At 70.4% G+C, this 24,334-nt stretch carries 19 protein-coding genes; 7 read left to right on the top strand and 12 right to left on the bottom strand.

Annotation, left to right across the window (positions count from 1 at the left end):
• Positions 1–80: 80 nt before the first annotated feature.
• The 4 genes from V7Z97_RS05955 to V7Z97_RS05940 all read right to left on the bottom strand — a co-directional run bounded on the left by V7Z97_RS05955 (position 81) and on the right by V7Z97_RS05940 (position 3,640).
• Complete coding sequence (locus tag V7Z97_RS05955; RefSeq protein WP_334162073.1) at positions 81–458, bottom strand: response regulator; 378 nt, start codon at positions 456–458, stop codon at positions 81–83.
• A gap of 232 nt (positions 459–690) precedes the next feature.
• Positions 691–1,962, bottom strand: a complete 1,272-nt coding sequence (locus tag V7Z97_RS05950; RefSeq protein ID WP_334162159.1) for an HlyC/CorC family transporter — start codon at positions 1,960–1,962, stop codon at positions 691–693.
• 20 nt (positions 1,963–1,982) lie between these two features.
• Positions 1,983–3,095: a 3-dehydroquinate synthase gene (gene aroB / locus V7Z97_RS05945; protein ID WP_334162072.1), complete on the bottom strand. Its 1,113-nt coding sequence runs from the start codon at positions 3,093–3,095 to the stop codon at positions 1,983–1,985.
• Positions 3,092–3,640 carry a shikimate kinase gene (locus V7Z97_RS05940; RefSeq protein ID WP_334162071.1) on the bottom strand — a complete coding sequence of 183 codons (549 nt, stop codon included), beginning with the start codon at positions 3,638–3,640 and terminating at the stop codon, positions 3,092–3,094. Before V7Z97_RS05940 ends, aroB begins: the two co-directional genes overlap by 4 nt.
• A 68-nt stretch (positions 3,641–3,708) precedes the next feature.
• Between V7Z97_RS05940 and V7Z97_RS05935 the strand changes: the two genes are divergently transcribed.
• Both V7Z97_RS05935 and V7Z97_RS05930 read left to right on the top strand, forming a co-directional pair.
• Positions 3,709–4,908: a hypothetical protein gene (locus V7Z97_RS05935; RefSeq protein WP_334162070.1), complete on the top strand. Its 1,200-nt coding sequence runs from the start codon at positions 3,709–3,711 to the stop codon at positions 4,906–4,908.
• Complete coding sequence (locus V7Z97_RS05930; protein ID WP_334162069.1) at positions 4,905–5,819, top strand: site-specific tyrosine recombinase XerD; 915 nt, start codon at positions 4,905–4,907, stop codon at positions 5,817–5,819. The genes V7Z97_RS05935 and V7Z97_RS05930 overlap by 4 nt, the downstream gene beginning before the upstream one ends.
• Before the next feature lie 58 nt (positions 5,820–5,877).
• On the opposite strand, the gene V7Z97_RS05925 is transcribed toward V7Z97_RS05930, so the two are convergent.
• Positions 5,878–6,654, bottom strand: a complete 777-nt coding sequence (locus tag V7Z97_RS05925; protein ID WP_334162067.1) for a glycine zipper domain-containing protein — start codon at positions 6,652–6,654, stop codon at positions 5,878–5,880.
• 184 nt (positions 6,655–6,838) lie between these two features.
• Positions 6,839–7,504 (bottom strand): DUF6766 family protein, encoded by a 666-nt coding sequence (locus V7Z97_RS05920; RefSeq protein ID WP_334162066.1) that lies wholly within the window; start codon positions 7,502–7,504, stop codon positions 6,839–6,841.
• Positions 7,505–7,647: 143 nt separating this feature from the next.
• Between V7Z97_RS05920 and V7Z97_RS05915 the strand changes: the two genes are divergently transcribed.
• Positions 7,648–8,610 (top strand): acetyl-CoA carboxylase carboxyltransferase subunit alpha, encoded by a 963-nt coding sequence (locus V7Z97_RS05915; RefSeq protein ID WP_334162064.1) that lies wholly within the window; start codon positions 7,648–7,650, stop codon positions 8,608–8,610.
• 68 nt (positions 8,611–8,678) lie between these two features.
• Positions 8,679–9,677, top strand: a complete 999-nt coding sequence (locus tag V7Z97_RS05910; RefSeq protein ID WP_334162063.1) for an NAD(P)H-dependent flavin oxidoreductase — start codon at positions 8,679–8,681, stop codon at positions 9,675–9,677.
• A gap of 113 nt (positions 9,678–9,790) precedes the next feature.
• Here the strand turns inward: V7Z97_RS05910 and V7Z97_RS05905 are convergent, their stop codons facing one another.
• The 4 genes from V7Z97_RS05905 to V7Z97_RS05890 form a co-directional block, all read right to left on the bottom strand.
• Positions 9,791–12,901, bottom strand: a complete 3,111-nt coding sequence (locus V7Z97_RS05905) for a TonB-dependent receptor domain-containing protein (protein ID WP_334162061.1) — start codon at positions 12,899–12,901, stop codon at positions 9,791–9,793.
• A 322-nt stretch (positions 12,902–13,223) separates the two neighbouring features.
• On the bottom strand, positions 13,224–14,234 hold the full coding sequence (locus V7Z97_RS05900; RefSeq protein ID WP_334162060.1) for a threonine aldolase family protein: 1,011 nt from the start codon (positions 14,232–14,234) through the stop codon (positions 13,224–13,226).
• 16 nt (positions 14,235–14,250) lie between these two features.
• Positions 14,251–15,399 carry an epoxide hydrolase family protein gene (locus tag V7Z97_RS05895; RefSeq protein ID WP_334162059.1) on the bottom strand — a complete coding sequence of 383 codons (1,149 nt, stop codon included), beginning with the start codon at positions 15,397–15,399 and terminating at the stop codon, positions 14,251–14,253.
• A gap of 62 nt (positions 15,400–15,461) precedes the next feature.
• Entirely contained in the window at positions 15,462–16,061 is a 600-nt protein-coding gene (locus V7Z97_RS05890; protein WP_334162057.1) for a TetR/AcrR family transcriptional regulator, read from the bottom strand.
• Positions 16,062–16,158: 97 nt separating this feature from the next.
• Between V7Z97_RS05890 and V7Z97_RS05885 the strand changes: the two genes are divergently transcribed.
• The 3 genes from V7Z97_RS05885 (at position 16,159) to V7Z97_RS05875 (ending at position 20,957) form a co-directional block, all read left to right on the top strand.
• Positions 16,159–17,550 carry a carotenoid oxygenase family protein gene (locus V7Z97_RS05885; protein ID WP_334162056.1) on the top strand — a complete coding sequence of 464 codons (1,392 nt, stop codon included), beginning with the start codon at positions 16,159–16,161 and terminating at the stop codon, positions 17,548–17,550.
• 91 nt (positions 17,551–17,641) lie between these two features.
• Complete coding sequence (locus tag V7Z97_RS05880; protein WP_334162055.1) at positions 17,642–19,510, top strand: alkyl/aryl-sulfatase; 1,869 nt, start codon at positions 17,642–17,644, stop codon at positions 19,508–19,510.
• Between the two features lie 67 nt (positions 19,511–19,577).
• Positions 19,578–20,957 carry a flavin-containing monooxygenase gene (locus V7Z97_RS05875; protein WP_334162053.1) on the top strand — a complete coding sequence of 460 codons (1,380 nt, stop codon included), beginning with the start codon at positions 19,578–19,580 and terminating at the stop codon, positions 20,955–20,957.
• Between the two features lie 15 nt (positions 20,958–20,972).
• Here V7Z97_RS05875 and V7Z97_RS05870 read toward each other — a convergent pair whose 3' ends face one another.
• Both V7Z97_RS05870 and secA read right to left on the bottom strand, forming a co-directional pair.
• A complete protein-coding gene (locus V7Z97_RS05870) occupies positions 20,973–21,167 on the bottom strand; it encodes a hypothetical protein (RefSeq protein ID WP_334162051.1) in 195 nt (64 codons plus the stop codon).
• A gap of 69 nt (positions 21,168–21,236) precedes the next feature.
• Positions 21,237–24,062 carry a preprotein translocase subunit SecA gene (gene secA / locus V7Z97_RS05865; protein ID WP_442958016.1) on the bottom strand — a complete coding sequence of 942 codons (2,826 nt, stop codon included), beginning with the start codon at positions 24,060–24,062 and terminating at the stop codon, positions 21,237–21,239.
• Positions 24,063–24,334: the final 272 nt, after the last annotated feature.

Below are 24,334 nucleotides of genomic sequence, written 5' to 3'. Positions count from 1 at the left end.
TGGCCGCCCTGGTGGGATCGGTCAGCATCGTCGTGATCGACGGCGCCGGCCGCGCCTTCGGCTATCTCTAGCCGGGAACGTCAGCCGACCGCGGCCCGGAGCTCGCCCAGCACGCGGGCCAGGTCGCCCTCGCGGAAGGGCTTCTGCAGGACGGGCGAGCCCTTGTCGATGTCGCGCAGGCCGGCGTCGCCGTAGCCAGTGGCGAAGGCGAACGGGGCGCCCCGTTCGCGCAGCAGGTCCGCCAGCGGGAAGATCGGCTGGCCGCCCAGGTTCACGTCGAGCACCGCGCAGTCGAGCTCAGCCGCCTTGGCCAGTTCGATGGCCTCGTCGAGCCGCGAGGCCGGGCCCACGACCGTGCATCCGAGGTCGCCGAGCATGTCCTCGATGAGCATCGAGACCATCATCTCGTCCTCGACCACCAGGACGCGCAGGCCGTCCAGCTTCGCAGTATCCGTCATTCCGTAGGCTCCAACGCGTACATCGGCGGTCCGAAGCGGCAAAGCAGGCGTCCGGACCGGTCGTCAAGCTCGACCTCGCCGCTCAGCCTGCCCGATTCAGTCCGCTCAAGCACCGGGTTCGGTCCATCCTTAGACGCCGTCGTAGGTGAACGCACGCTGACTTTCCGTCCCGATCCAGCCGCCGACAAGCGGCGCCGCAAGGCCCGCCTGTCCTCAACGCACGAGAGCCGAATTAGTCCGCCAGGACCTCGGGCGCGGAGACCTGCAGCACGGTGATCTGGTTTCCCTTGCGCTCCACCACCCGGAATTCGTGACGGTGGAAGGCGAACACCTGGCCCACGTCCGGGATTCGCTGGGCCTCGTGGATCAGCAGGCCGGCGACGGTCACCGCCTCCTCGTCGGGCAGGTTCCAGTTCATCGCCCGGTTCAGGTCGCGGATGGTCACCGAACCGTCGACGATCACCGAGCCATCGGGCCCCGGGCGCACGCCCGGCACCACCACGTCATGCTCGTCCTCGATCTCGCCGACGATCTCCTCGAGGATGTCCTCGAGCGTGATGAGCCCCTCGAGCGTCCCGTATTCGTCCACCACCAGGGCGAAGTGGCTCTGCCGCTTCAGGAAGGCGGCGAGCTGGTCCTTGAGCGAGGTGGTCTCCGGGATGAACCAGGCCGGGCGCATGATCGCCTTGACGTCGAGGGCGTCGATCTTGCCGTCCGCCTCGGCGATCGCCTGCAGCAGGTCCTTGGCGTGCAGCACGCCGACGATGTTCTCGGGCTCGTCGCGGTAGAGCGGCAGGCGCGTGTGGGCCGCCTCCAGGGCCGCCGCCAGGATTTCCCGCGGGGGCAGGTCGGCGTCGATCATCGAGATCGCCTTGCGGTGGACCATCACCTCGCCGACGTCCATCTCGCCCAGGTCCAGCACCCCGCCCAGCATCCAGCGGTCGCCGGTCTCCACGAGGCCCTCGGAGTGGTGGTACTCCACGGCGCCGCGGATCTCCTCGTGCGCCGCCAGCACGTCGATTCCCATGTCCAGCCGGATTCCGAACGGCCTGAGCGTCTGGCGCACGATCCACTGGGCGCCGTCGGCCAGCGGGCCGAACAGGCGCACGATCCAGAATGTCGGGACCGACAGCCAGCGGGCGACGTCGTCGGCGCGGGCGATGGCGATGGTCTTGGGCAGGATCTCGGCGAACACCACGACCAGCACGGTCATCACCACCGTGGCCACCAGCGGGCCCATCACCGAGCCCGGCGGGAAGACCGAGGTCAGCACCGCCGTCGTCAGGGCCGAGGCGAAGATGTTGATGACATTGTTGGAGATCAGGATCGCCCCGATCATCTTTTCCTGGTTGGCGATCAGCCGGTTGACCCGGCGCGCCGCCCGGTCCCCGTCGCGCTCGAGCTGGTGCATCCGCGCCCGCGAGGCGGCGGTCATCGAGGTCTCGGCGGCCGAGATCAGGCCGGACGCGGACAGGAGCAGGATCAGGGTCGGCGCGAGCGCCATCAGCTTGGCGACGACGGCGTTCACGACTGCGCCCCCTCGGCCAGCAGGAAGTCGCGCACGGCGTAGGCGTCAACGTCCTTGGCCACCAGGGCGTCGCCGATGCCGCGGGCGAGGATGAAGGTCAGCCGGCCGCTCTCGGCCTTCTTGTCCTGGGCCATGTGGCGCACCAGCCGCTCGGCGGCGAACGGATAGCCCTGGATGTCGGCCAGCCGGGTGGGCAGGCCGGCCGCGGCGATGGCGGCCTGGGCGCGGGTGGCTTCCTGGGCGTCGCAGAGCCCCTGGGCGGCGGAGAAGCGGAAGGCCAGCGCCATGCCCGCCGCCACCGCCTCGCCGTGCAGCAGGGCCTCGCCGTAGCCGGTTTCCGATTCCAGCGCGTGGCCGAAGGTGTGGCCGAGGTTCAGGAGGGCGCGGCGGCCACGCTCGGTCTCGTCCTCGGCGACGATCTCGGCCTTCATCTCGACGGAGCGGGCGACCGCGTGCAGCAGGGCCTGCGGCTCGCGCGCCAGGACCTGGCGGCCGTTCGCCTCGAGCCATTCGAAGAAGCCGAAGTCGCCGAGGAAGCCGTACTTGATCACCTCGGCGTAGCCGGCCCGCATCTCGCGGTCGGGGAGGGTGGCGAGCACATCAAGGTCGGCCAGCACGAGCCTGGGCTGGTGGAAGGCCCCCACCAGGTTCTTGCCGCGCGGCGTGTCGATGGCGGTCTTGCCGCCCACCGAGGAGTCCACCTGGGCCAGCAGGGTGGTGGGGATCTGCACGAAGTCGATGCCGCGTTTGTAGACGGCCGCCGCGAAGCCCGCGAGGTCGCCCACCACGCCGCCGCCGAAGGCGACCACGAGGTCCGAACGGTCCAGCTCCAGAGCCAGCAACCGGTCGGTGACGTCCGCCAGGCCCTCGAAGCTCTTGGTCTGCTCGCCCGGCGGCACGATCACAGGCGAGACGTCGATGCCCGAGCGGTCGAGAACCGCGGAGAGCCGCGCCCCGTGCAGGCCCCATACGCTTTCGTCGCTGACGACCGCCACGCGGCGATTCTTCAGGAACGGCAGGATCCGCTGCCCGGCCTCGTCCAGCAGGCCGGGTCCGATGACGATCTCGTAGGCGCGGTCGCCCAGGCCGACGGCGACGGTCCGGGTCATCGGGCCTGGGTCTCCAGATAGGCGCTGAGCGCGCGGATCACCTGATCGACGGTGATGTGGTGGGCGGTGTCGCCGGTCTCGACCGTGACGTCGGCCTCGGCGTAGGCGGGGTAGCGGACCTCCGCCTGGGCCTTCAGCACATCCAGCGGGTCCTTGCCGGCCAGCAGCGGACGGGTGTCCTTGCGTCCGACCCGGCGGGCCAGCACGTCCAGGTCGGCCTTGAGCCAGACCGAGACCGCCTTCGACTTGATCAGCGCCCGGGTGTCCGGGTTCATGAACGCGCCCCCGCCGGTGGCCAGCACCATGGGCGGCTGCTCCAGGAGACGGGCGATCACCCGCCGCTCGCCCTCGCGGAAGGCGGCCTCGCCCAGCTCGGCGAAGATGTCGGAGATCGACCGGCCGGCGGCGGCCTCGACCTCGGCGTCGGTGTCGCGGAACGGCAGGTCCAGGGCGTTGGCGAGACGGCGCCCGACACTCGATTTTCCCACGCCCATCAGGCCGACGAGGGCGATGGTGCGGCGGCGCAGCGGGTCGAAGCGGTCCATGGAGGACGCCACGCTTACACGACCGCACGGCCTCGCGCCAACTCCGGCGGTTCAGTATGCTCTGCGCCATGGTCCGGATTCCCCTGGCGTTGGCGCTCTGCGCCGGCCTCCTCGCCGCCGCGCCCAGCCACGCCCAGCCGGTGGAGGTGGCGCCGCTCGCGGCCCCCGACGCCTTCTCCGTGGCCGGCCGGGACACCGGGCTGGCGCCTACGCTCTGGCGGGGAACCTCGACGGAGACCCTCCGCGCGGTCCTGCCGCTCGTCGCGGCCAAGCCCCTGTCGCCCGCCGCCGTCCAGCTCGCCCGCCGGGTGCTGGCGACCGGCGCGCCGGGTCCCGACGGAGCGGCCGACCCGGCCCTGCTCGGCCTCCGCGTCCAGGCGCTCCTGGCGCTGGGCGACGTGGAGGCGGCTTCCGCCATCCTGCAGCGCGCCGCGGGACTGGAGCGCAACCCCGAGCTCGCCCGGGCCGCGGCCGAGAGCGCGCTGCTGGCTGGCGACGACGCCCGCGCCTGCGCCCTGGCCGACGGCCTCGCCACCGGTCGCGACGAGACCTACTGGCTGCGCCTGCGGGCCTTCTGCCAGGCGGCGGCGGGCCAGACGGCCCAGGCCCAGCTCACCTTCGACCTGGCCCAGGCGCAGGCGCGCGACGCCGCCTACGGCCGGCTGATGGCCGCCCGGCTGGGCGCGGGCGCGCCTGGCGCCGCTTCCCTGCGCAATGGGCTCGACTACGCCCTCTCCCGCAGCCTCGGACTCGACCTGACCAGGGCCACGGCCTCGCCGGCGGTGGCGGCGGCCCAGGCCGGCGGCGCGCCCGCCGCACCCGCCTGGGACCTCGAGGCCCTCGGCGGCGGTGTCGCGGAGCTGGCCGCCGTGATCGCGGCGGGCCAGCCGGTCCCGGACGGCGGCGTCACCGCCCTGGTCGCCGCGGCGGGCGAGGCCGACGCCAAGTCCCGCGCGCGCCTGCAGTCCCAGGCCCTGCTGGTCGCCGCGCTGAAGCCCCAGCTCAGCCCCGCCGACCGCACCCGCCTCGCCGCCTTCACCCTGGCCGAGGGCAAGGCGCCCGCCGGCCGCAGCCTTGCCCTTCACGACGCCGCCCGCCGCCAGCTGGCCGGCGAGACCGCCCTCCTGGCGCTCTGGACGGCCGCCGACGCCGGCGCGGGCGGCCCGGGCGCCGCCGACCGGGCGCGGATCGCCCGCGCCCTGGCCGAGGCGGGCCTCGAAGCCGACGCCCGGGCCTTCGTCCTCGAGGGGCTGGCGGCGCTGAAATGAACCAGGGGGCCGCCTGGGCCGAGGCCTTCCTGGAGATGATGGCGGTGGAGCGAGCCGCGGCGAAGAACACCCTGTCCGCCTACGCGCGCGACCTGGCCGACGCGGCGGGGTTCCTGGCGGGGCGCGGGCGCGACCTGGCCTCGGCCTCGGCGGAGGACGTGGAGGCCTATTTCGCGGCGATCGGCGCGCGGGGTCTCTCGCCCGCCACCGCCGCGCGCCGCCGCGCCGCGGTGCGCCAGTTCTACCGTTTCGTCCTGGGTGAGGCCTGGCGGGCGGACGATCCCTCCCGCCGTGTGGAGGCGCCCAAGAAGGGCCGCAGCCTGCCCAAGGTGCTGAGCCGGGAGGAGATGGACCGGCTGATCGCCGCCGCCTCCGCCCGCGACGGCGGCCAGGGCCTCAGGCTCGGCTGCATGGTCGAACTGGCCTACGCCTCGGGCCTGCGGATCTCCGAGCTCACCGGCCTGACGCTCGCGGCGCTCGCCCGCGACCCGGCCTACCTGATCGTCAAGGGCAAGGGCGGCAAGGAGCGCCTCGCGCCGCTCAACGAGACCGCCCGCGCCGCGGTGAAGGCCTATCTGGAGGTCCGCCCTAGCTTCCTGCCGCCGAAGGACAAGGCCAACCCCTGGCTCTTCCCCTCGCGCGGCAAGGGCGGCCGCCTGACGCCCCGGCGGTTCGCCCAGCTGCTGGACGAGGCGGCGGCGGACGCCGGCATCGACCCGGCGCGGGTCAGCCCGCACGTCCTGCGCCACGCCTTCGCTACCCACCTGCTGGAGGGCGGCGCGGACCTGCGCGTGGTGCAGACTCTGCTCGGCCACGCCGACATCGCCACGACCCAGATCTACACCCACGTGGCCGGCGACCGCCTAGCCGAGGTGGTGGCGACCAGGCACCCCCTGGCGAAGAAGGGCTGAGGCCGAAAAAAGAAGCCGCCCCGAGGGGCGGCTTCCAGAGTGGATCCAAGCGGCGGGTCTAGCCGGTGATCCGGTAGCGGCCGTCGCCGTCCGGGCAGACCCGGACGTAGCGGTAGTCCCGGCCGCTCGTGTCGACCGGGGCCGGCGCCAGGCGGCAGCGCTGGCGGGTGTAGGTGCTGTACTGCGGCGAGCGATAGCCCGAGGCCTCGCGGTAGGGGATGGTCTCGTTGTAGGTGAAGTACGGACCACGGCTGTCGCACTTGTACTTGTCGTTGGCCCGGCCCACGGCCGCGCCGACCCCGCCGCCCACCAGGGCGCCGAGCACCGCGCCCTCGGTGCGCGCGTTGCGGGCCGCCACGTTGGAGCCCAGCACCGCGCCGGCCAGGGCGCCGATCACGCCGGCGGTCACAGTCGAGTTGTTGTTGTTGCACTGGACGGTGGTCGCGCTGGCGTTCGAGCCGTAGTAGCCCGCCGAGGGGGCGTAGTAGCCGGACGAACCGTAGCGGTTGTTGGCCCAGTAGGCCTCGTCCCAGACGGGGCGGGCGTACATGCGGGCGTAGGCGCCGTAGCCGTAACGGGCGTCGTAACGGGCGCGCTCGCGCTCCCACGACGCCAGGCGGCGCTCATAGTCGCGGCGGGCCTGGTTGTAGTCCTGGCGCGCCTCGCGATAGGCCTCGCGGCTGTTCTCGTACTGGTAGCGTTGCGCCTCGTACTGAGACTGGGCGCGCTGGTATTCGGGGGTGGGCCGATAGTACTGGGCGGCGACGGGCGAAGCCGTGGCCAGCACCAGAGCCGAGGCCATCCCGATCTTCAGGGGGGCGTTCATGCGTCTCATGCTCCGTTCTTCTCCTCGAGCGCGGTGCTGTGTCAGGGCAGGGGTCCGCGCATCAGTCAAAGGCGCGCCGGGTACGCCTCCAGCCCCCCGTGAAGACATGGGCCTGGCGACCTCGGGCTAACAAACGACATCCGGCGACAGGAAGTTGCACCCGGGGGCGCCGGGCCGCTGACGGCTTCGTGAACTAGTCCGTGCCCGTCTTGCCGTGGGGGGCTGCGACCGGCTTGCTTTCCGGCGAGCCCCGCTCGCGCAGGAAGATGGCCAGGACCACCAGCACCGCCGTGGACAGGAACTCGCTCTGCCAGTTCTGGAAGGACTCGAACCAGAACCCCGCGTCGCCCAGGTAGGGCGCGAGCTCGGGCGGCGCCTGCGCGTGCTCGATCGCCTCTTCCGAGGCCTGGCGGAAGCTGTTCACCCAGTGCAGCGCGAAGGAGGCCAGGAACAGCCCCAGGAGGGTCAGGCCCAGGGAGTGGGCGTAAAGGGTGCGCGCGATCCGGCCGGCCCGCACGGGTCCCGGCGCGTCCGGGTTCCTCTCATCGAGCTTGGGATCGCGGTCCTGCGGCGCCGGCGCGTCGGGATCCTTGCTCTCGGGGGAGCCGCGCTGGAACAGGTAGGCCGTCAGCGTGACGTAGGTCCACATCTGCAGGAACTCGCTCTCCCAGTTCTCGAACAGGGTGGACAGGAAGGTCCCGCCCTTCAGGAACTCGAAGAAGGAGATCAGGACGAGGCCGTGCTGAAGCCGCTCCTCGTTCTCGTGGAAGAAGCCCGTAACCATGTGGCCTGCCAGGCTGCCGAGGAAAAGCAGGCTGAGCGCGATCGTCAGTCCATTGTCCCGGAGCCATGTCTTCATAGCTGCTGGAAGGCGCGACAATGGCCCAGGTTCCCGTGCGGCGTCCGCCGGGATCCGCCTCAGGCGAGGCCGTACTTGTGGCCGCGGGTGAACCCGCCTAATTTCCGCCGCCTCTTTGGTCCGGCAGGGAGCCGCCCCCTCGAATGGTCGCCCATTACCTCGAGTTCGAGCGCCCGATCGCCGACCTCGAAGCCAAGATCGAGGAGCTGTCGAAGCTGTCCGAGAGCGCCGGGCCCGGCGCCTTCGACGCTGAGATCGAGGCCCTGCGCGCCCGCGCCCAGGAGCTGCGCCGCGAGGCCTACGCCAACCTCGACGCCTGGCAGAAGACCCAGGTGGCGCGCCATCCGGACCGCCCGCACTTCACCGACTATGTCGCCGCCCTGATCGAGGACTTCCAGGAACTGCGCGGCGACCGCGGGTTCGCCGACGACCAGGCCATCGTGGGCGGGCTCGGCCGCTTCCGCGGACGGCCGGTGGTGATCATGGGCCACGAGAAGGGCCGCGACACCGTCACCCGGGTGAAGCACAACTTCGGCATGGGCCGCCCCGACGGCTACCGCAAGGCGATCCGCCTGATGGAGCTGGCCGAGCGCTTCGGCCTGCCCGTCGTCACCCTGGTGGACTCCGCCGGCGCCTATCCGGGCGTCTCCAGCGAGGAGCGCGGCGTGGCCGAGGCGATCGCCCGCTCCACCGAGAAGTGCCTGTCGCTGGGCACGCCGAACGTCACCGTGATCACCGGGGAGGGGATGTCCGGCGGCGCGATCGCCATCGCCGCCACGAGCCGGGTCCTGATCCTCGAGCACGCCATCTACTCGGTGATCTCGCCGGAGGGGGCCAACTCGATCCTCTGGCGCGGGGGGCGCACCGCGGCCGACGCGGCCAAGGCGATGAAGATCACCGCCGAGGATCTGCTGGCCATGAAGATCGTCGACCGGATCATCCCCGAGCCCACCGGCGGCGCCCATTCCGATCCCGAAGCCGCCATGCAGGCCGTGGGCGACGCCCTCGACGAGGAGCTGAAGGCCATGGATGGCCTCTCGCCCGACGAGCTCCGCAAGCGCCGCGCCGAGCGGTTCTACGCCATCGGCCGTTCGGGCGTTCAGTAAGCGCGGGGTTGCCTGACGTAGCGTCTGGCTGTTGAGTTCGTCCAAACAGCTGTTTGGAGGAACGCCGCATGGCGCTGAAGACGCGGTTCACGGAAACCTTCGGGGTCGAGCATCCCATCGTCCAGGGCGGCATGCAGTGGGTCGGCCGCGCCGAGCTGGTGGCGGCCGTGGCCAACGCCGGCGGCCTGGGCTTCATCACGGCCCTCACCCAGCCGACCCCCGACGACCTGCGGCGCGAGATCGACCGCTGCCGCAAACTCACCGACAAGCCGTTCGGGGTGAACCTGACCATCCTGCCGGCGATCACGCCGCCGCCCTACGCGGAGTACCGGCAGGCGATCATCGACGGCGGGGTGAAGATCGTCGAGACGGCCGGCTACAAGCCGCAGGAGCATGTCGACCACTTCAAGGAGCACGGGATCAAGGTGATCCACAAGTGCACCGCGGTCCGCCACGCCCTGTCGGCCGAGCGCATGGGCGTCGACGCCATCTCCATCGACGGGCTGGAATGCGCCGGACATCCGGGTGAGGACGACGTCGGCGGCCTGATCCTGATCCCGGCTGCCGCCGACAAGGTGAAGATCCCGATGATCGCCTCGGGCGGCTTCGGCGACGCGCGCGGCCTCGTCGCCGCGCTGGCGCTCGGCGCCGAGGGGATCAACATGGGCACCCGCTTCATGGCCACGGTCGAGAGCCCGATCCACCAGAAGGTGAAGGAGCAGATCGTCGCCAACGACGAGCGGCAGACCAACCTGATCTTCCGGACCATGCACAACACCGCCCGCGTCGCGAAGAACGCCGTCAGCGACGAGGTGGTCGCCATCGAGCGCCGCGGCGGGGCGAAGTTCGAGGACGTGAAGGACCTGGTGGCCGGCGCCCGCGGCAAGGTGGTCTACGAGGCCGGCGATCCCGACTACGGCATCTGGTCGGCCGGTCAGGTGCAGGGCCTGATCCACGACATCCCGACCTGCGCCGAACTGATCCACCGGATCGTCAGCGAGGCCGAGGAGATCATCCAGGGCCGGCTCGCCGGTATGCTGGCGGCCAGGACGCTGCAGCCGGCCTAGCCCGGCGCGCATCGCCGCAACGAAAAAGAGCCGCCGGGTCGCCCCGGCGGCTCTTCTCTTTTCTGCTCTTCTCGGGGTTCCGCCCGGACCCGAAGGCCCGGGCGGTCCGCGTCTTAGAAGCGGGCGGTGAGGCCCACGACGTAGTAGCGGCCGATGAAGTCGTAGGTGCCGTAGGCGTTCGCCGAGTTGGTGGCGGCCAGCGGCGGCTCCTCGTCGAACACGTTGCGGACCACGAGGCGGGCGCGGAGGTTATCCAGGCCGACGCCCCAGCCCTCGGCCATGTCGGCGAGGTCGTAGGTGATCCCCAGGTCGTGCAGGAAGTAGCTGTCGACCTTCAGCGGGTAGCGGGTCTCGAACGTGAAGTCGTTGTTGAACCGCGACTCGTCGATCCAGTTCACCGTCCAGTTTACGGACAGCGGACCGCGATCGTAGTTGGTCTCGAGCTTGTAGCGCCACTTGGCGTTGCCGATCTCGCCGTGGTCGCGGTTCAGGTCGAAGCCCAGGCCGGTGACCGAGGTCTCCTGACGCTCCACGTGGAAGAGGTCGAAGTTCCACTCCAGGGAGCCCGGGTCACCGCCCATCCAGCCGCCGAAGGCGCCGCCGAGCCAGTCGGCCAGATCGACGCGATAGTCGATCCCGGCGGTGAAGCCTTCGAAGTTGGTGTAGCCGGCGTTGATGTAGCCGGTGCGCGGACCGTCGGAGGTCGCGCCGGTGCCGATCGGCTCGCCGCGGGTGATGATCTGGCCCTGGCCGCGGGTCGGATCGGTGGTGGAGTTGCCCCGCTCGAAGCGGCCGCAGGCGTCAGCCGGCGGGTTCGGCGAGTCGTAGCAGACCTGCAGGATCGAGGTCAGGTTGAAGTTCGAGATCGCGTCGTTGAGCTCGATGTTCACCCAGTCGAGGTTGATCGCCAGGCCGGGGATGAACGAGGGCTGGTAGACGAAGCCCACGGTCCACTGCTTGCCGATCTCGTTCTCGAGTTCCGGGTTGCCGGACTGCGAGCCCTGCACCGTCGCCGCCTGGACGTTCGAGGTGAGGTTGAAGTTGGCCGGCAGGCCGAGGGCCTGGAACGCCGCCTGGCAGTTCGCGCGCCGGGTGGCCGGGTTCGGACCGCTGTTGATGTTGCGGAAGTCGCAGGGGTCCGTGGCGGTCATGAAGCTGGTCGCCGTCGGCAGGAACAGCTCGGTGATCGCCGGGGCCCGGAACGACCGGCTCTTCTGGCCGCGGATCATCAGGTCGGAGATCGGGTACCAGCGGGCGCCGTAGCTCCACGCCTTGTCCTTGCCGGCCTGGCTGTGGTCGACCTTCCGGTAGGCGCCTTCCAGCTCGAGGCGGTGCAGGCCCGGGAAGGTGAAGTCACCCCCGAACACCGGCACCAGGGTCTCGGCGTAGAGCTCCTTGGTGTCGAACTTGCCGGTCAGGGCGGTGATGGCGGCCGAGCGGCCGACACCGAGTTCCTGCGGCTCGTTCGGGTTGAAGTCTGACTTCTCGTAGCGGGCCTCGAAGCCCGCCGCGAAGCTCCACATCCCGGCCGGAAGCTGGAACAGGTCGCCGCCGAAGTTACCTTCGTAGACCGTCTGCAGGATCTTGTACTCGGACTCGAACTGCACGCCGATGTAGTCGAGCGCGGCCTGGCTCGGGGAGCCGAAGCCGAACATGTTCAGCGGGGCGCAGCCGTTCGCGCGGGCCGTGGCGTCGCGGCAGATGGCGGCGCCGCTGGCGTCACGCGTCACGTCGATCGCTTCGAGGAAGCGCGTCTGGATGACGTTCGGGCTCTGGAAGGAACCGTCCGCCTGGCCGTGGGTGTAGGACAGGCCCCAGTTGAAGTTGCGGTCCAGGAAGTTCAGGTCGCCGTCGACCGCCAGCACGCCGCGGAAGGTCTCGCCCTCGGCGGAGGTCTGGTTGTTGCCGATGTCGACCGAGGCCCGCGACAGGAAGAACAGGCGCTCGCCCGGGTTCGCCGGGTCGGCGGTGGTGGCGACCGGCTGGGCCAGGATCGCCGCGCGGGTGGCGGCCGGCAGGAACGGGTTGGCCGTCGACATCCGCAGGGCAGCGGAGTTCCCGCCGAACAGCGGGGCGTTGTAGATCGGCTGGTTGTACGGCTCGACCGCGTTGAACTTCGAGTAGAAGAACTCGGCGTTCACCCGGATGTTGTCGGTGACGTCGTAGCGGCCGAAGGCGGTCGCCACGTGGCGTTCCACCGGCGACTGCAGGGACGACAGCTCGGCCAGGTTCATGCCGTCGCCGCCGGAGGCGACCGACGCCTGGTAGAGCGTGCCGAAGTTGTAGGGGATCAGCACGCCGCCGGGGCCGAACTGGGCCGGGACGCGGGTGCCGTTCGGGCCGACGATGGTGAGGATCTGGTTCTCGCCGATGCCGGCGATGCCCGAGCCCGACGCGTTCGGCCGGAAGGGCAGGCCGCCCAGGGTCACCTCGGGGATGCGGCGATTGTAGATGATGATCGAGCCCGGGATGTTGTCCGCGCCGCCGGTGTTGGCCGGGTTCGAGGCGAAGGTCAGCTGCTCGGCGGTCCGTTGCCGGTCCACGAAGCCCAGGGTCGAGGTCTCGTTGTACTCGTAGCTGCCCGACAGGCTGAGGCGGTCGTCGAGGAAGCGCTTGCCGGCGGTGATCCGGGCGCGCCATTCCTCGGCGTCGTTCTCGTCCGAGATGCCGTACTGGCCGTCGATTTCCAGGCCTTCGAAGTCGCTGCGGGTGATCACGTTGACGACGCCGGCGATGGCGTCCGAGCCGTAGACGGCCGAGCCGCCGGCCTGGATGGTCTCGATGCGCTCGACGAGGCCGGTCGGGATGACGTTCAGGTCGACCTGGCCGCCGGCGGCGGCGCCGGTGAAGATCGAGGCCGGGTTGCCGCCCACGAAGCGGCGGCCGTTGACCAGGGTCAGGGTCCGGTTGGTGCCGAGGTTGAAGATGTTCAGGAAGTTCCGGCCGACGCCGAAGGAGCCCTGGTCGCCGATCGGGCTGACCGGGATGCCGGAGGACGGCATGTCGTTCAGGGCGTCGGCGACGTTGGTGAAGCCGCGCTCTTCCATCGACTGGGTGGTGATGACCTGCAGCGGCTGCACCGAGGTCAGTTCCGGACGGCGGATACGCGAGCCGGTGACGACGATTTCGTCGACCGCCACGTCGGACGCCTGGGCTTGGGCGAAGGTCGGCGCGGCCAGAAGGCTGGCCGCCGCTGCGGAACCGAGCAAGGCGGTTCGAAGCATGTTTCTCATCACAACTTTCATTCTGCGGCCCCCGGGCCTGAGAGGGATGGTTGGCGAGCCGGGCTCCCCCCGACGTCGCTCGGCCGCCGGCCGGCCCTCGGCGTCCCTGCCACGAACAGGCAAGTTCAACGCTCCGTGCGCGCCCCGGCGGCGAGCGCGCAAGCTGTCACGCACCCGACACGCGAGCAACGAAAAGCCGCCACAATGTGACGTGGTGGGTTACCGGTGTTTCATATTTCCGGAAAGGTGCGCCATAGGCGCCACACATGACGCCAAGTACAGGCAAACTTGACCCTTTTTCCGAAAACCGTCGGTCGCCGGGCTAAGCCAGCCCTTGGAGCGTTTCGGCCAGCGAATCGACCGCTTCCGGGGTGGTCGCCCACGAACACATGAATCGCACCGAACCGTCGATGAACCGGTATGCGAACCAGCCCGAGGCGTGCAGCCGCGACAGCCGCTCGTCGTCCATGTCCACGAACACCGCGTTGGCCTCCACGGGGTGGCGCAGCGGAAAGGGCATGAGGTCCGCCAGCCGCCGGGCCATGGCGTTGGCGTGGGCCGCGTGGCGCACGAAGGCCCCGGACCCCAGCATGCCGATGAACGGCGCGGCGTAGAACCGCCCCTTCGACGGCAGCTGGCCCGCCTGCTTCAGGCGCGCGTCGAACCGCCGCGCCAGCCCGCGGTCGAAGATCGCCACCGCCTCGGTCGGCGGCATGCCGGCCTTGGTTCCGCCGATCACCAGGATGTCCACGCCCAGGCCCGCGATCCGGGTGAGGTCGAAGCCGGCCGCCGCGGCGTTGGCGAGCCGCGCCCCGTCCAGGTGCACGCCGTAGCCGCGGGCTTTCACCGGCGCGATTAGGGCCTTCAGCGCCTCGGCGGAATAGACCGCCCCGTACTCCGTGGCGTTGGTCAGCGACAGCGCCGCCACCGGTTGCCGGTACGAGACGTCGGGCGCGTTCAGCGGCCCTTCCAGCGCCTCGGGATCGATGCGGCCGGAGGAGCCCGGCAGACCCACCAGCCCCAGGCCGTGGCCGAAGAAGCCGGGCGCGCCGGTCTCGTCGGTGCAGACGTGGGCGTGCTCGTGGGCCAGGACCGCCTCGAACGGCCGGCACAGCGTGGAGAGCGCGATGGCGTTGGCCGCCGTGCCCGAGGCCACGAACCGAACCTCCGCGTCGGCGTCCAGCATCTCCCGCACCAGGTCCGCCGCCCGCGCGCTCACCGGGTCGGTCCCGTAGCCGGAGGTGAACCCCGTGTTCGCCGCCGCCAGGGCCTCGATGGCTTCCGGGGCGGCGGGAGCGGTGTTGTCGGACGCGAAGTCGTAGCGCGCGGTCATGAGCGCCCTTTAGCGGTCAGACCTCCCGGCCCCAAGCCCTGACCTCGCCGACGAACAGCTCCGGCTCCTCCATGGCGGCGAAGTGGCCGCCGCGCGGCATGTCGGTCCAGCGCGTCACATTGTACGCCCGCTCGGCGAACGAGCGCGGCGGAGCGGCGTAGAGCGGCTCGCCCGGGAAGTTGGCGAAGGCCGTCGGCGTCTCGCACCGCTCGCCCGGCTCGAAGGCCAGCCCGCCTTCCTCCACCAGGCCGCGGTAGTACCAGGCGCCGGTCGTGAAGCTGTCGGTCATCACATAGAGCATGATGTTGGTGAGCAGCCGGTCCATCGGATAGGCCTCATCCATCGCCTTCTCCCGCAGGTCGGACCAGTCGTGGAAGCGCTCGGCGATCCAGGCCGCCTGGCCCACCGGATTGCCCGCCCCCATCCAGGCGATCGACTGCGGCTTGGACACCTGCAGCCGGAAGTAGGCGCCCATCACGTCCATCATCCCGGCCTGACGTTGGGCCCAGGCGACCTCCTCCGGCGTCTGCGGCCCGCCGTGCGGCCGGAAGCCCAGCATGTTCAGGTGGATGGCCCGGGCGCTCGCGCCGTGGTCGCGGCCGAGCCACGAGGTGACCATGGCGCCCCAGTCGCCGCCCTGGGCGAGGTAGCTCGAATAGCCCAGCACCTCGGTCATCAGGGCGTTGAACAGCCGCGCCGTCGTCCGCTGTCCGACCGGTCGCGTGGGCTTCGAGGAGAAGCCGAAGCCGGGCAGGGAGGGGATCACCAGGTCGAATGCGTCCGCGGGATCCCCGCCGAAGCGCGAGGGGAAGGCCAGGGGCTCGATCGCCTGCCAGAACTCGTAGTGCGATCCAGGCCAGCCGTGGGTGACGATCAGCGGCCGCTTGCCCTCCGCCTCGCCCGCCACGTGCAGGAAGTGGAGGTCGAAGTCCTCCACCCGCGCGGTGAACTGCGGGAACCGGTTGAGGTCGTCCTCGGCCGCACGCCAGTCGTAGCGCTCGCTCCAGTGCTCGCAGAGCGCCTTCAGATAGGCCCCGTCGCAGCCGTAGGCCCAGCCGTCGGGGACCTCTGGGGCCGGCGGCCAGGGATAGTCGCGCACCCGGTCCAGCACAGCCTGCACCTGCGCCTCGTCCCAGCGCACCTTGAACGGCTTCATCTCGGCCATGCGGCCCTCCCGGTTTCGGAGGGAGCTTCGACGGCCTGCCGCCGGGGCGGTCAAGCCTCGCCTCAGGTCTCCGGACGCAGGCCCTTGCGCAGGGTGGTGGCGAGCGTGTGCTGCAGCCGCTTCGCCGTCCCCGGCGGCAGCTTGCCGGCCAGCTCCAGCACCACCGGCCCGTGCACCGCCGACCAGAACATCAGGCCGATCTCCTCCGGATCGCCGGCCATCACCCCCTCGGCGATCAGGTCCTCGACCCAGCCGGTCATGGTCTCGCGCGCCCGCCGGGCGGCGCGCACCAGTTCGGGGTAGTCGCGCTCGTGCGGCTGGTTCAGGTCGAACATCAGCTTGTAGGTGTGCGGGTGCTCGAAGGCGAAGCTGACGTAGGCCTCGCCCACCGCCGCGCCCTTGGCCCGTGCGCCCTTGGCCCGCTCGCGGGCCTGCTCCAGGGTCTCGGCGAACCGGTCGAAGCCGTTGGTCCGCACGGCGGCCAGGATGTCGTCCTTGTCCTGGAAATAGCGGTAGGGGGTCATCGGCGAGACGCCCAGCTCCGCCGCCAGCTGGCGCATGGTCACCGCGTCGGGTCCGCGCTCGGCGAAAAGCCGCTCGGCCGCCCCGCAAAGCCGCTCCCGGAAATCGGCGACGTCGGCTTCGGACAGGATACGGGGCATGGCGCCTCTGGAACGCGGACAAAATACAGCTTGCCAAGGGCTAACCCTTACGAAATAAATTTACAACGTAAGTTTCAGAAGCGCAGGAGGAAGCGCCGTGGATGGTGACGCCCGCATCAATCCGTACCTGGTCGGCAACTTCGCGCCGGTGCGCAGCGAGGACGATTTCGACCTCGAGGTGACCGGCGAGATCCCGCGCGAACTGCGCGGCGCCCTGTTCCGGATCGGCCCCAATCCGCAGTTCGAGCCCCGCGACCCCAACCACCACTGGTTCGGCGGCGACGGCATGGTCCACGGCTTCTATGTGGCCGACGGCAAGGTCAGCTACCGCAACCGCTACGCCCGCACGCCCAAGTGGGAGCTGGAGCACGAGCACGGCCGCTCGCTCTTCGGGACCTTCGGCAACCCAATGACCACCGACCCCCTGGCCATGGGCAACGAGGGCGGCGTCGCCAACACCAACATCGTCTGGCACGCGGGGCGCTTGATGGCGCTGGAGGAGGGCCACCAGCCCTTCGAGATGGACCGCGACACCCTGGAGAGCCGGGGCTACGTCCGCGACTACCGCGGCCGGGTGACGGCCCACCCGAAGATCGACCCCAAGTCCGGCGAGATGGTCTGGTTCGCCTACGGGGTGGGCGACATGCCGCTTTCGGCGGGCATGAGCTACGGCGTCACCGACGCGGCCGGCAAGGTGGTGCGCCGCGACGACTTCCAGGCGCCGTTCGCCTGCATGGTGCACGACTTCATGGTCACGGCGAACCACGTCCTGTTCCCGATCCTGCCGCTCACCGCGAGCCTGGAGCGGGCGATGAGCGGGCGCCCGCCGTTCGCCTGGGAGCCTGAGAAGGGCAGCCATCTGGGCGTCATGCGCCGGGACGGCGACGTCGGCTCGATCCGCTGGTTCAACACCGAGGCCTGCTACGTCTTCCACCCGCTGAACGCCTGGGAGGAGGGCGACACCCTCTATGCGGACGTCATGCGTTACGACGCCGCCCCGCTGTTCCCCCGGGCCGACGGTTCGCCGGGCCAGAAGTCCGCCGCCCGCCTGGTGCGCTGGATCTTCGATCTCGCCGGCCCATCGGACGCCATCCGCGAGCAGCCGCTGGACGACCTCGACGGCGAGTTCCCGCGCATCGATCCCCGCGTGGAGACGCTCCGCCACCGCCACGGCTGGTACGCCGCCGACCCCACCAACGCCAAGACGGTCAAGCTGGGCTCCATCGCCCACCTCGACCTCGCCACGGGCGCCCGGCAGGTCTACGATCTCCCCGCCGGCGACCTGACCTCGGAACCGGTGTTCACGCCCCGCTCGGCGGACGCGGCCGAGGGCGACGGCTGGGTCACCGCCGTGGTCTGGCGCGCGGCCGAGAACCGATCGGACCTCCTGGTGTTCGAGGCCCAGGACATCGCCAGGGGCCCGATCGCGACGGCCCGGATGCCGCGCCGCGTGCCCTTCGGCTTCCACGGCAACTGGGTAAGCTTCTAGGCCCCCATTTCGGGGAGCCGTTTCCCTGGCGGCGCCGTTGCCAACCGGCCGCGCCGCGCGCCATCTGCGTCCGACTGTCAGGGAGGGTGGCATGCGGACGTTGAGCGCGCTCGCGGTAGGGTTCGGCCTGCTGGCCGGGGCGGCGCAGGCCGCGCCCGACTTCCGGGACCGCCAGGACTTCGCCTTCGCCGAGCGCGGGTTCCTCGGCACGCGGGCCGACCCGAGGATCCTGCGCGCCGACGGCGGCGTGGCCTGGGACCTCTCGGCCTACGACTTCCTGAAGGCCCCCCCGCCGGCCAGCGTGAACCCGAGCCTCTGGCGCCAGGCCCAGCTCCTGTCGAAGCATGGCCTGTTCAAGGTCGTCGACGGGGTCTGGCAGGTGCGCGGCTTCGACCTCGCCAACGCTACCTTCGTCGCCGGGAAGACCGGCTGGATCGTCATCGATCCGCTGACCTCGGCCGAGACCGCGAAGGCCGCGCTCGACCTCGCCAACGAGACGCTGGGCGCCCGGCCGGTGGTGGCGCTGATCTACACCCACAGCCATGTGGACCACTTCGGCGGGTCGCGCGGCATGGTCAGGCAAGCCGACGTGGACGCCGGCCGCGTGCAGGTGATCGCCCCCGCCGGCTTTCTGGAGCATGCGGTCAGCGAGAACGTCATCGCCGGCGCGGCCATGAGCCGGCGCGCCGTCTACCAGTTCGGCGCCCTTCTGCCGAAGGGGCCGGAGGGCCAGGTGAGCGCCGGCATCGGCCAGGCGGTCGCCGCCGGGACCCAGACCCTGGTCCCGCCCACGGTCGACATCGTCCGCACCGGCCAGGAGCTCACCGTCGACGGCGTGCGCATCCAGTTCCAGCTCACGCCCGGCGCCGAGGCGCCGGCGGAGATGAACCTCTACTTCCCGGACCTGAAGCTGCTCGACCTGGCGGAGAACGCCAACGCCACGATGCACAATGTGCTGACGCCGCGCGGCGCCCTGGTCCGCGACGCCAAGGCCTGGGCCGACTACCTCACGCAGTCGATCCGCCTCTACGGCGACCGGTCCGAGGTGCTGATGACCAGCCACGCCTGGCCAAGGTTCGGGCAGGCGGAGATCGCCGGGTTCATGGGCCGGCACCGCGACGCCTACAAGTTCCTCCACGACCAGACCGTGCGGCTCATGAACGAGGGCCTGACCGGGCCGGAGATCGCCAACCGCCTCGCCCTGCCCGACGTGCTGGCCGACGAGTGGTACAACCGCGGCTACTACGGCACGGTCAGCTTCAATTCGCGCGCGGTCTACCAGCGCTACATGGGCTGGTACGACGCCAATCCGGTGAACCTCGCGCCCTTGGATCCGGCCGACGAGGCGGTCCGCACGGTGGCGCTGATGGGCGGGGCGGAGCGCGTGCTCGCCGAGGCCCGCAGGGCCTTCGCCGCGGGCGACGACCGCTGGGCCGCGACGCTCGCCGCCCGCGTCGTCATGGCCGATCCGAAGGACCAGCCGGCGCGGGACGTCCTCGCCTCGGTCTACGAGAAGCAGGGCGCGGCGGCCGAGAGCTCGCTCTGGCGGAACATGTACCTGACCGGCGCCCAGGAGCTGCGGCGGGGGATCGCGCCCAGCCGCGGCGCGGCCGCCGGGATCGACCTGATCCGCTCCACGCCGACGCCCATGCTGCTCGACCTGATGGCCGTGCGCCTCGATCCGGCGAAGGTCGGCGATCAGGAGCTCCTGCTCGACCTGACGTTCCCGGACCGCCGGGAGCGCTTCCGCATCTCGGTCCGCAACCAGGTGCTGACCTGGGAGGCCGATCCGCGTGGCGCCGACGCGAAGCTGGCGGTGAGCCTGCCGCGCGCCGCCTTCCTGGCCATGTCGCAGGGCGCGCCGCCCCCCGAGGGGATCCAGGGCGACGTGGCGGCGCTCCGGCGCCTGATCGGCTGGTTCACCCCGCCGAAGCCGGATTTCCCGATCCTCTGGCGGTGAGATTGCGCTGACGCCGCGTCACGGGCGCAGCCTCGCCGGAAAAACGGACTCCTGGGGAGGATCAAGCATGGCGGACGCCCTGCCGAAGGCCTGCATCGTCGGCGCGGGTTGCTCCGGCTTCACCACGGCCAAGCGGCTGCAGGACCTCGGCGTCCCGTTCGACTGCTTCGAGATGTCGGACGATGTCGGCGGCAACTGGTACTACCGCAATCCCAACGGCCTGTCGGCCTGCTACGAGAGCCTGCACATCGACACCTCGAAGTGGCGCCTGGCCTTCGAGGACTATCCCGTGCCGGCCGACTGGCCGGACTTCCCGCACCATTCCCAGCTGCTGCAGTATTTCCGCGATTACGTGGACCACTTCGGCCTGCGCCCGAGGATCACCTTCAATACCCGCGTGGACCGCGCCGAACGGACGCCCGGCGGGCACTGGGCGGTGACGCTCTCCACCGGCGAGACGCGGCTCTACGACGTCCTGTTCGTCTGCAACGGCCACCACTGGGACGCCCGTGTCCCGGACTATCCGGGCCATTTCGACGGGCCCCACTTCCACGCCCACGCCTACCGCGATCCCTTCGATCCCGTAGACATGCGCGGCAAGAACGTCGTGGTGGTCGGCATGGGCAACTCGGCCATGGACATCGCCTCGGAGCTGTCCCAGCGGCCGATCGCCAGGAACCTCTGGGTGGCCGCCCGTCGCGGGGTCTGGGTGCTGCCCAAGTACATGGACGGGAAGGTCGCCGACAAAGCCTCCATGCCCGTCTGGATGCCCCGCAAGCTGGGGCTGGCGCTCGCCCGCGCCAAGATCAAGCGCGCCATCGGCCGGATGGAGGACTACGGCCTGCCGAAGCCCGACCACGAGCCGCTGGAGGCGCACCCGTCGGTCTCGGGCGAATTCCTCACCCGCGCCGGCTGCGGCGACGTGAAGTTCAAGCCGAACATCGCCGAGTTGATGGGCGACCGCGTCCGCTTCGGGGACGGCAGCGTCGAGGCGGTGGATGTCATCGTCTACGCCACCGGCTACAACATCAGCTTCCCGTTCCTCCCCGATCCGGCCCTCAATCCGGACACCGAGAACCGCTTCCCACTGTTCAAGCGGATGATGAAGCCCGGCGTGCCGAACCTGTTCTTCATGGGCCTGGCCCAGCCGCTGCCGACCCTGGTCAACTTCGCCGAGCAGCAGGCCAAGCTCGCCGGCGCCTACCTCGTGGGCCGCTACCGGCCGCCGCCGCCCGAGGAGATGGAGCGGGTGATCCGCGAGGACGAGGCCCTGCACCTGGGCCCCTACTACAAGGCCGCCCGCCACACGATCCAGGTCGACTTCGCCATCTACGTCCGCGACCTCATGAAGGAGATCGAACGCGGCGAGGGGCGGGCGAGGGCGGCGGGCTACGCCCTGCCGGTCCCCGCGCGGGCGAGCGACCCACAGGCCATGGCGGCGGCGTAGCGCCCCCGGCGGCCGTCAGTCCTCGTCGTCCTCGCAGGTGATCTCGTCCACCAGGCGGGTCGCCTGCCAGAGCTCCACGGCGGGGATGTCCTCCTCGCAGAGGTCCTCGGCGGCCTTGGCCTTGGCCTGCTCGTCGCTGGCCGCCTCGACCCAGGTGGCGCTCAGGATCCGGCGACGCTCGTCGATCTGGTAGGCGCGATAGGTTGGCATGCTCGTGGTTCCCCCCGCTGAAGCTGGTTAAACGACCTATGCTTCAGCGGGTTGCATGCCGGGAACCCGTCAGACGAGCGCGCCGTGGCAGTGCTTGAACTTCTTGCCCGAGCCGCAGGGGCAGGGCGAGTTTCGGCCGGTGTCTTCCCAGCCGGCCGGCAGGGCGCTGACGGGCAGGCCCGCGCGCTGGTCGGCCGGGATGCCGTCGGGCAGGGCGCCCATCTCGGCCGCGTTCTCGCCGGTCAGCGGGTCGAGGTGGACCTCGAACATCTGGCCGGTGGGCGGCGGCGGCGGCTCCTCGAACTGGAACTCCACCGTCATCAGCCAGCGGGTCACGTTCTGGCGCAGGTCGACCAGCAGCTTCTCGAACAGCGAGAAGGCCTCGGTCTTGTACTCGTTCAGCGGGTCGCGCTGGCCGTAGCCGCGCAGGCCGATGACGTTGCGCAGGTGGTCCAGGTGCATCAGGTGCTCGCGCCACTGCAGGTCGACCATCTGCAGCAGGAAGCTCTTCTCCACCGTGCGCATGTGGTCGCCCACCTGGGCCTCGCGCTCCGCGACCCGGGCCTCGGCGGCCTGGATGATGCGCTGCTCGATCTCCTCGTTGGCGATGCCTTCCTCGGCCGCCCAGTCGCGGATCGGCAGCTCGAGGCCGAGGTAGTTGCGCACGTGCTCGTCGAGCCCGTCCACGTCCCACTGCTCGGCGAAGGCCTTGGGCGGCAGGTGGCGCTCCACGAAGTCGGAGATGGTGTCGCGGCGGAACTCGCCGATGATCTCCGAGAGGTCGGCGGCCTCCATGAACTCCTGGCGCTGCTCGAACACGGCCTTGCGCTGGTCGTTCACGACGTCGTCGTACTTCAGCAGGTTCTTGCGGATTTCGTAGTTGCGCTGCTCGACGCGCTTCTGGGCGGTGGCGATGGCGCTGTTCAGCCACTTGTGGGTGATCGCCTCGCCTTCCTGGACGCCGAAGGTGCGCATGATCCCGTCGAGGCGCTCGCCGGCGAAGATGCGCAGCAGGTCGTCCTCGCAGGACAGGAAGAACTTCGAGCGGCCCGGGTCGCCCTGGCGGCCCGTCCGGCCGCGCAGCTGGTTGTCGATCCGCCGGCTCTCGTGGCGCTCGGTGCCGAGCACATAGAGGCCGCCCGCGGCCAGGGCCTCTTCCTTGAGGTCCTTGATCTCGGCCTCGATCTCGGCCTTGCGGGCCTTGGCCTCCTCGGGCGTCACCTCGATGCCGAGGCCGCGCTGCTCGTCCCGCCACTTGGCGAGCTTCATGTCGACGTTGCCGCCGAGCTGGATGTCGGTGCCGCGGCCGGCCATGTTGGTGGCGATGGTCACCGCGCCAGGCACGCCGGCGTCGGCGACGATGCCGGCTTCCTGCTCGTGGTAGCGGGCGTTCAGCACGTTGTGCGGGATGCCCTTGCCCTTGGCGACGGTGGTCTCGAAGGCCGCGTCGCCCAGCGCCAGCAGCTCCTGCTTGGCCTTCTGGGCCGCGTCGGCGTCGACTTGGCGAGCCCGGGCGGCCAGCCCCCAGTATTCGCGCCGGAGCTTCTTCACCGGGACTTCCCAGGCGTAGCTCTTCAGGAGCTCCGAAAGCTGCTCGGACTTCTCGATCGAGACGGTGCCCACGAGGATCGGCTGGCCGTGGGCGTAGCAGTAGGCGATCTGCTTGAGGATCGCCTCGTTCTTCTCGGCGAAGGTCCGGTAGACCTCGTCGTCGTCATCGATCCGCGCCACCGGCCGGTTGGTGGGGATCTCCATGACGTCCATCTTGTAGATGTCGCCGAATTCCTGGGCCTCGGTCGCCGCCGTGCCGGTCATGCCCGACAGCTTCGAATAGAGGCGGAAGTAGTTCTGGATGGTCACCGAGGCCAGGGTCTGGTTCTCGGGCTGGATGACCGCCCCTTCCTTGGCCTCGATGGCCTGGTGCAGGCCCTCCGACAGCCGGCGGCCGTGCATCATCCGGCCCGTGAACTCGTCGATCAGGATCACCTCGCCGGCGCGGACGATGTAGTCCTTGTCGCGGGTGTAGAGGACGTTGGCGCGCAGCGCCTGGTTCACGTGGTGCACCACCGAGACGTTGGCGGCGTCGTAGAGCCCCGTCGTGTCTTCGGCGAGGTGGCCGGCGGCCTGCAGGATTTCCTCGATCTTCTCGGCGCCCTCCTCGGTGAGGATGACCTGGCGCTGCTTCTCGTCGAAGTCGTAGGTCTCCGGGTCCTCGATGAGCTGTTTGATGAGCGCGTCGATGATCTTGTAGAACTCGGAGCGGTCCTCGGTCGGGCCGGAGATGATCAGCGGGGTGCGCGCCTCGTCGATCAGGATCGAGTCCACCTCGTCGACGATCGCGAAGTTGTGGCCGCGCTGGACCATCTCGCTGGCGTCGTAGACCAGGTTGTCGCGCAGGTAGTCGAAGCCGAACTCGTTGTTCGTGCCGTAGGTGATGTCGCTGTTGTAGGCCGCCTGCCGCTGGCCCTGGCTGAGGCCGTGGACGATCACGCCGACCGACAGGCCTAGGAACCCGTAGATCTGGCCCATCCACTCGGAGTCGCGCTGCGCCAGGTAGTCGTTGACGGTGATGACGTGGACGCCCTTGCCGGCCAGGGCGTTCAGGTAGACCGGAGCCGTGGCGACCAGGGTCTTGCCCTCGCCGGTCCGCATCTCGGCGATGCCGCCGTGGTGCAGGACCATGCCGCCCACCAGCTGCACGTCGAAGTGGCGCAGGCCGATGGTCCGGCGGGAGGCCTCGCGGACGACGGCGAAGGCCTCCTCCATCAGGTCGTCGAGGCTGGCGCCCTGGGCCAGCCGCTGCCGGAACTCCTCGGTCTTAGCCCGCAGCGCCTCGTCGCTGAGCGCCTGCATCTGCGGCTCCAGCACGTTGATCTTGCTGACCCGCGCGGCCATCGCCTTGACCTTGCGGTCGTTGGAGGAGCCGAAGAACCGTTGGAAGATGCTCAAGGGATGCGTCCGGTTGGTGGGGCGTCGGCGGCGGCCGTGGCCCATCGCCTGCCGGGAAAAATCGCTCTTTTCAGGGCGCGCGAGACTTAAGCACCGGGTCCCCGAGTGTCAACGGAACCCCCGCCGGACATGGGGTCGCTGTCATTTCCCTCCCCCGCCGTGGGGAGGGGCAGCTCGCCGAAGGCCAGCGGGGTGGGGAAGCGGCGTTCAGGCGTCCG

Origin of the sequence: Phenylobacterium sp., from assembly GCF_036821595.1 — a bacterium.
Classification (GTDB): Bacteria; Pseudomonadota; Alphaproteobacteria; order Caulobacterales; family Caulobacteraceae; genus Phenylobacterium.
This window is presented reverse-complemented; position numbering and strand designations above follow the sequence as displayed.

Coding starts and splice junctions, on each gene's coding strand:
- V7Z97_RS05955 (WP_334162073.1), bottom strand. CDS start 458: ATGACGGATACTGCGAAGCTGGACGGCCTGCGCGTCCTGGTGGTCGAG.
- V7Z97_RS05950 (WP_334162159.1), bottom strand. CDS start 1,962: ATGGCGCTCGCGCCGACCCTGATCCTGCTCCTGTCCGCGTCCGGCCTG.
- aroB (WP_334162072.1), bottom strand. CDS start 3,095: ATGACCCGGACCGTCGCCGTCGGCCTGGGCGACCGCGCCTACGAGATC.
- V7Z97_RS05940 (WP_334162071.1), bottom strand. CDS start 3,640: ATGGACCGCTTCGACCCGCTGCGCCGCCGCACCATCGCCCTCGTCGGC.
- V7Z97_RS05935 (WP_334162070.1), top strand. CDS start 3,709: ATGGTCCGGATTCCCCTGGCGTTGGCGCTCTGCGCCGGCCTCCTCGCC.
- V7Z97_RS05930 (WP_334162069.1), top strand. CDS start 4,905: ATGAACCAGGGGGCCGCCTGGGCCGAGGCCTTCCTGGAGATGATGGCG.
- V7Z97_RS05925 (WP_334162067.1), bottom strand. CDS start 6,654: ATGAGACGCATGAACGCCCCCCTGAAGATCGGGATGGCCTCGGCTCTG.
- V7Z97_RS05920 (WP_334162066.1), bottom strand. CDS start 7,504: ATGAAGACATGGCTCCGGGACAATGGACTGACGATCGCGCTCAGCCTG.
- V7Z97_RS05915 (WP_334162064.1), top strand. CDS start 7,648: ATGGTCGCCCATTACCTCGAGTTCGAGCGCCCGATCGCCGACCTCGAA.
- V7Z97_RS05910 (WP_334162063.1), top strand. CDS start 8,679: ATGGCGCTGAAGACGCGGTTCACGGAAACCTTCGGGGTCGAGCATCCC.
- V7Z97_RS05905 (WP_334162061.1), bottom strand. CDS start 12,901: ATGCTTCGAACCGCCTTGCTCGGTTCCGCAGCGGCGGCCAGCCTTCTG.
- V7Z97_RS05900 (WP_334162060.1), bottom strand. CDS start 14,234: ATGACCGCGCGCTACGACTTCGCGTCCGACAACACCGCTCCCGCCGCC.
- V7Z97_RS05895 (WP_334162059.1), bottom strand. CDS start 15,399: ATGGCCGAGATGAAGCCGTTCAAGGTGCGCTGGGACGAGGCGCAGGTG.
- V7Z97_RS05890 (WP_334162057.1), bottom strand. CDS start 16,061: ATGCCCCGTATCCTGTCCGAAGCCGACGTCGCCGATTTCCGGGAGCGG.
- V7Z97_RS05880 (WP_334162055.1), top strand. CDS start 17,642: ATGCGGACGTTGAGCGCGCTCGCGGTAGGGTTCGGCCTGCTGGCCGGG.
- V7Z97_RS05875 (WP_334162053.1), top strand. CDS start 19,578: ATGGCGGACGCCCTGCCGAAGGCCTGCATCGTCGGCGCGGGTTGCTCC.
- V7Z97_RS05870 (WP_334162051.1), bottom strand. CDS start 21,167: ATGCCAACCTATCGCGCCTACCAGATCGACGAGCGTCGCCGGATCCTG.
- secA (WP_442958016.1), bottom strand. CDS start 24,062: ATGGCCGCGCGGGTCAGCAAGATCAACGTGCTGGAGCCGCAGATGCAG.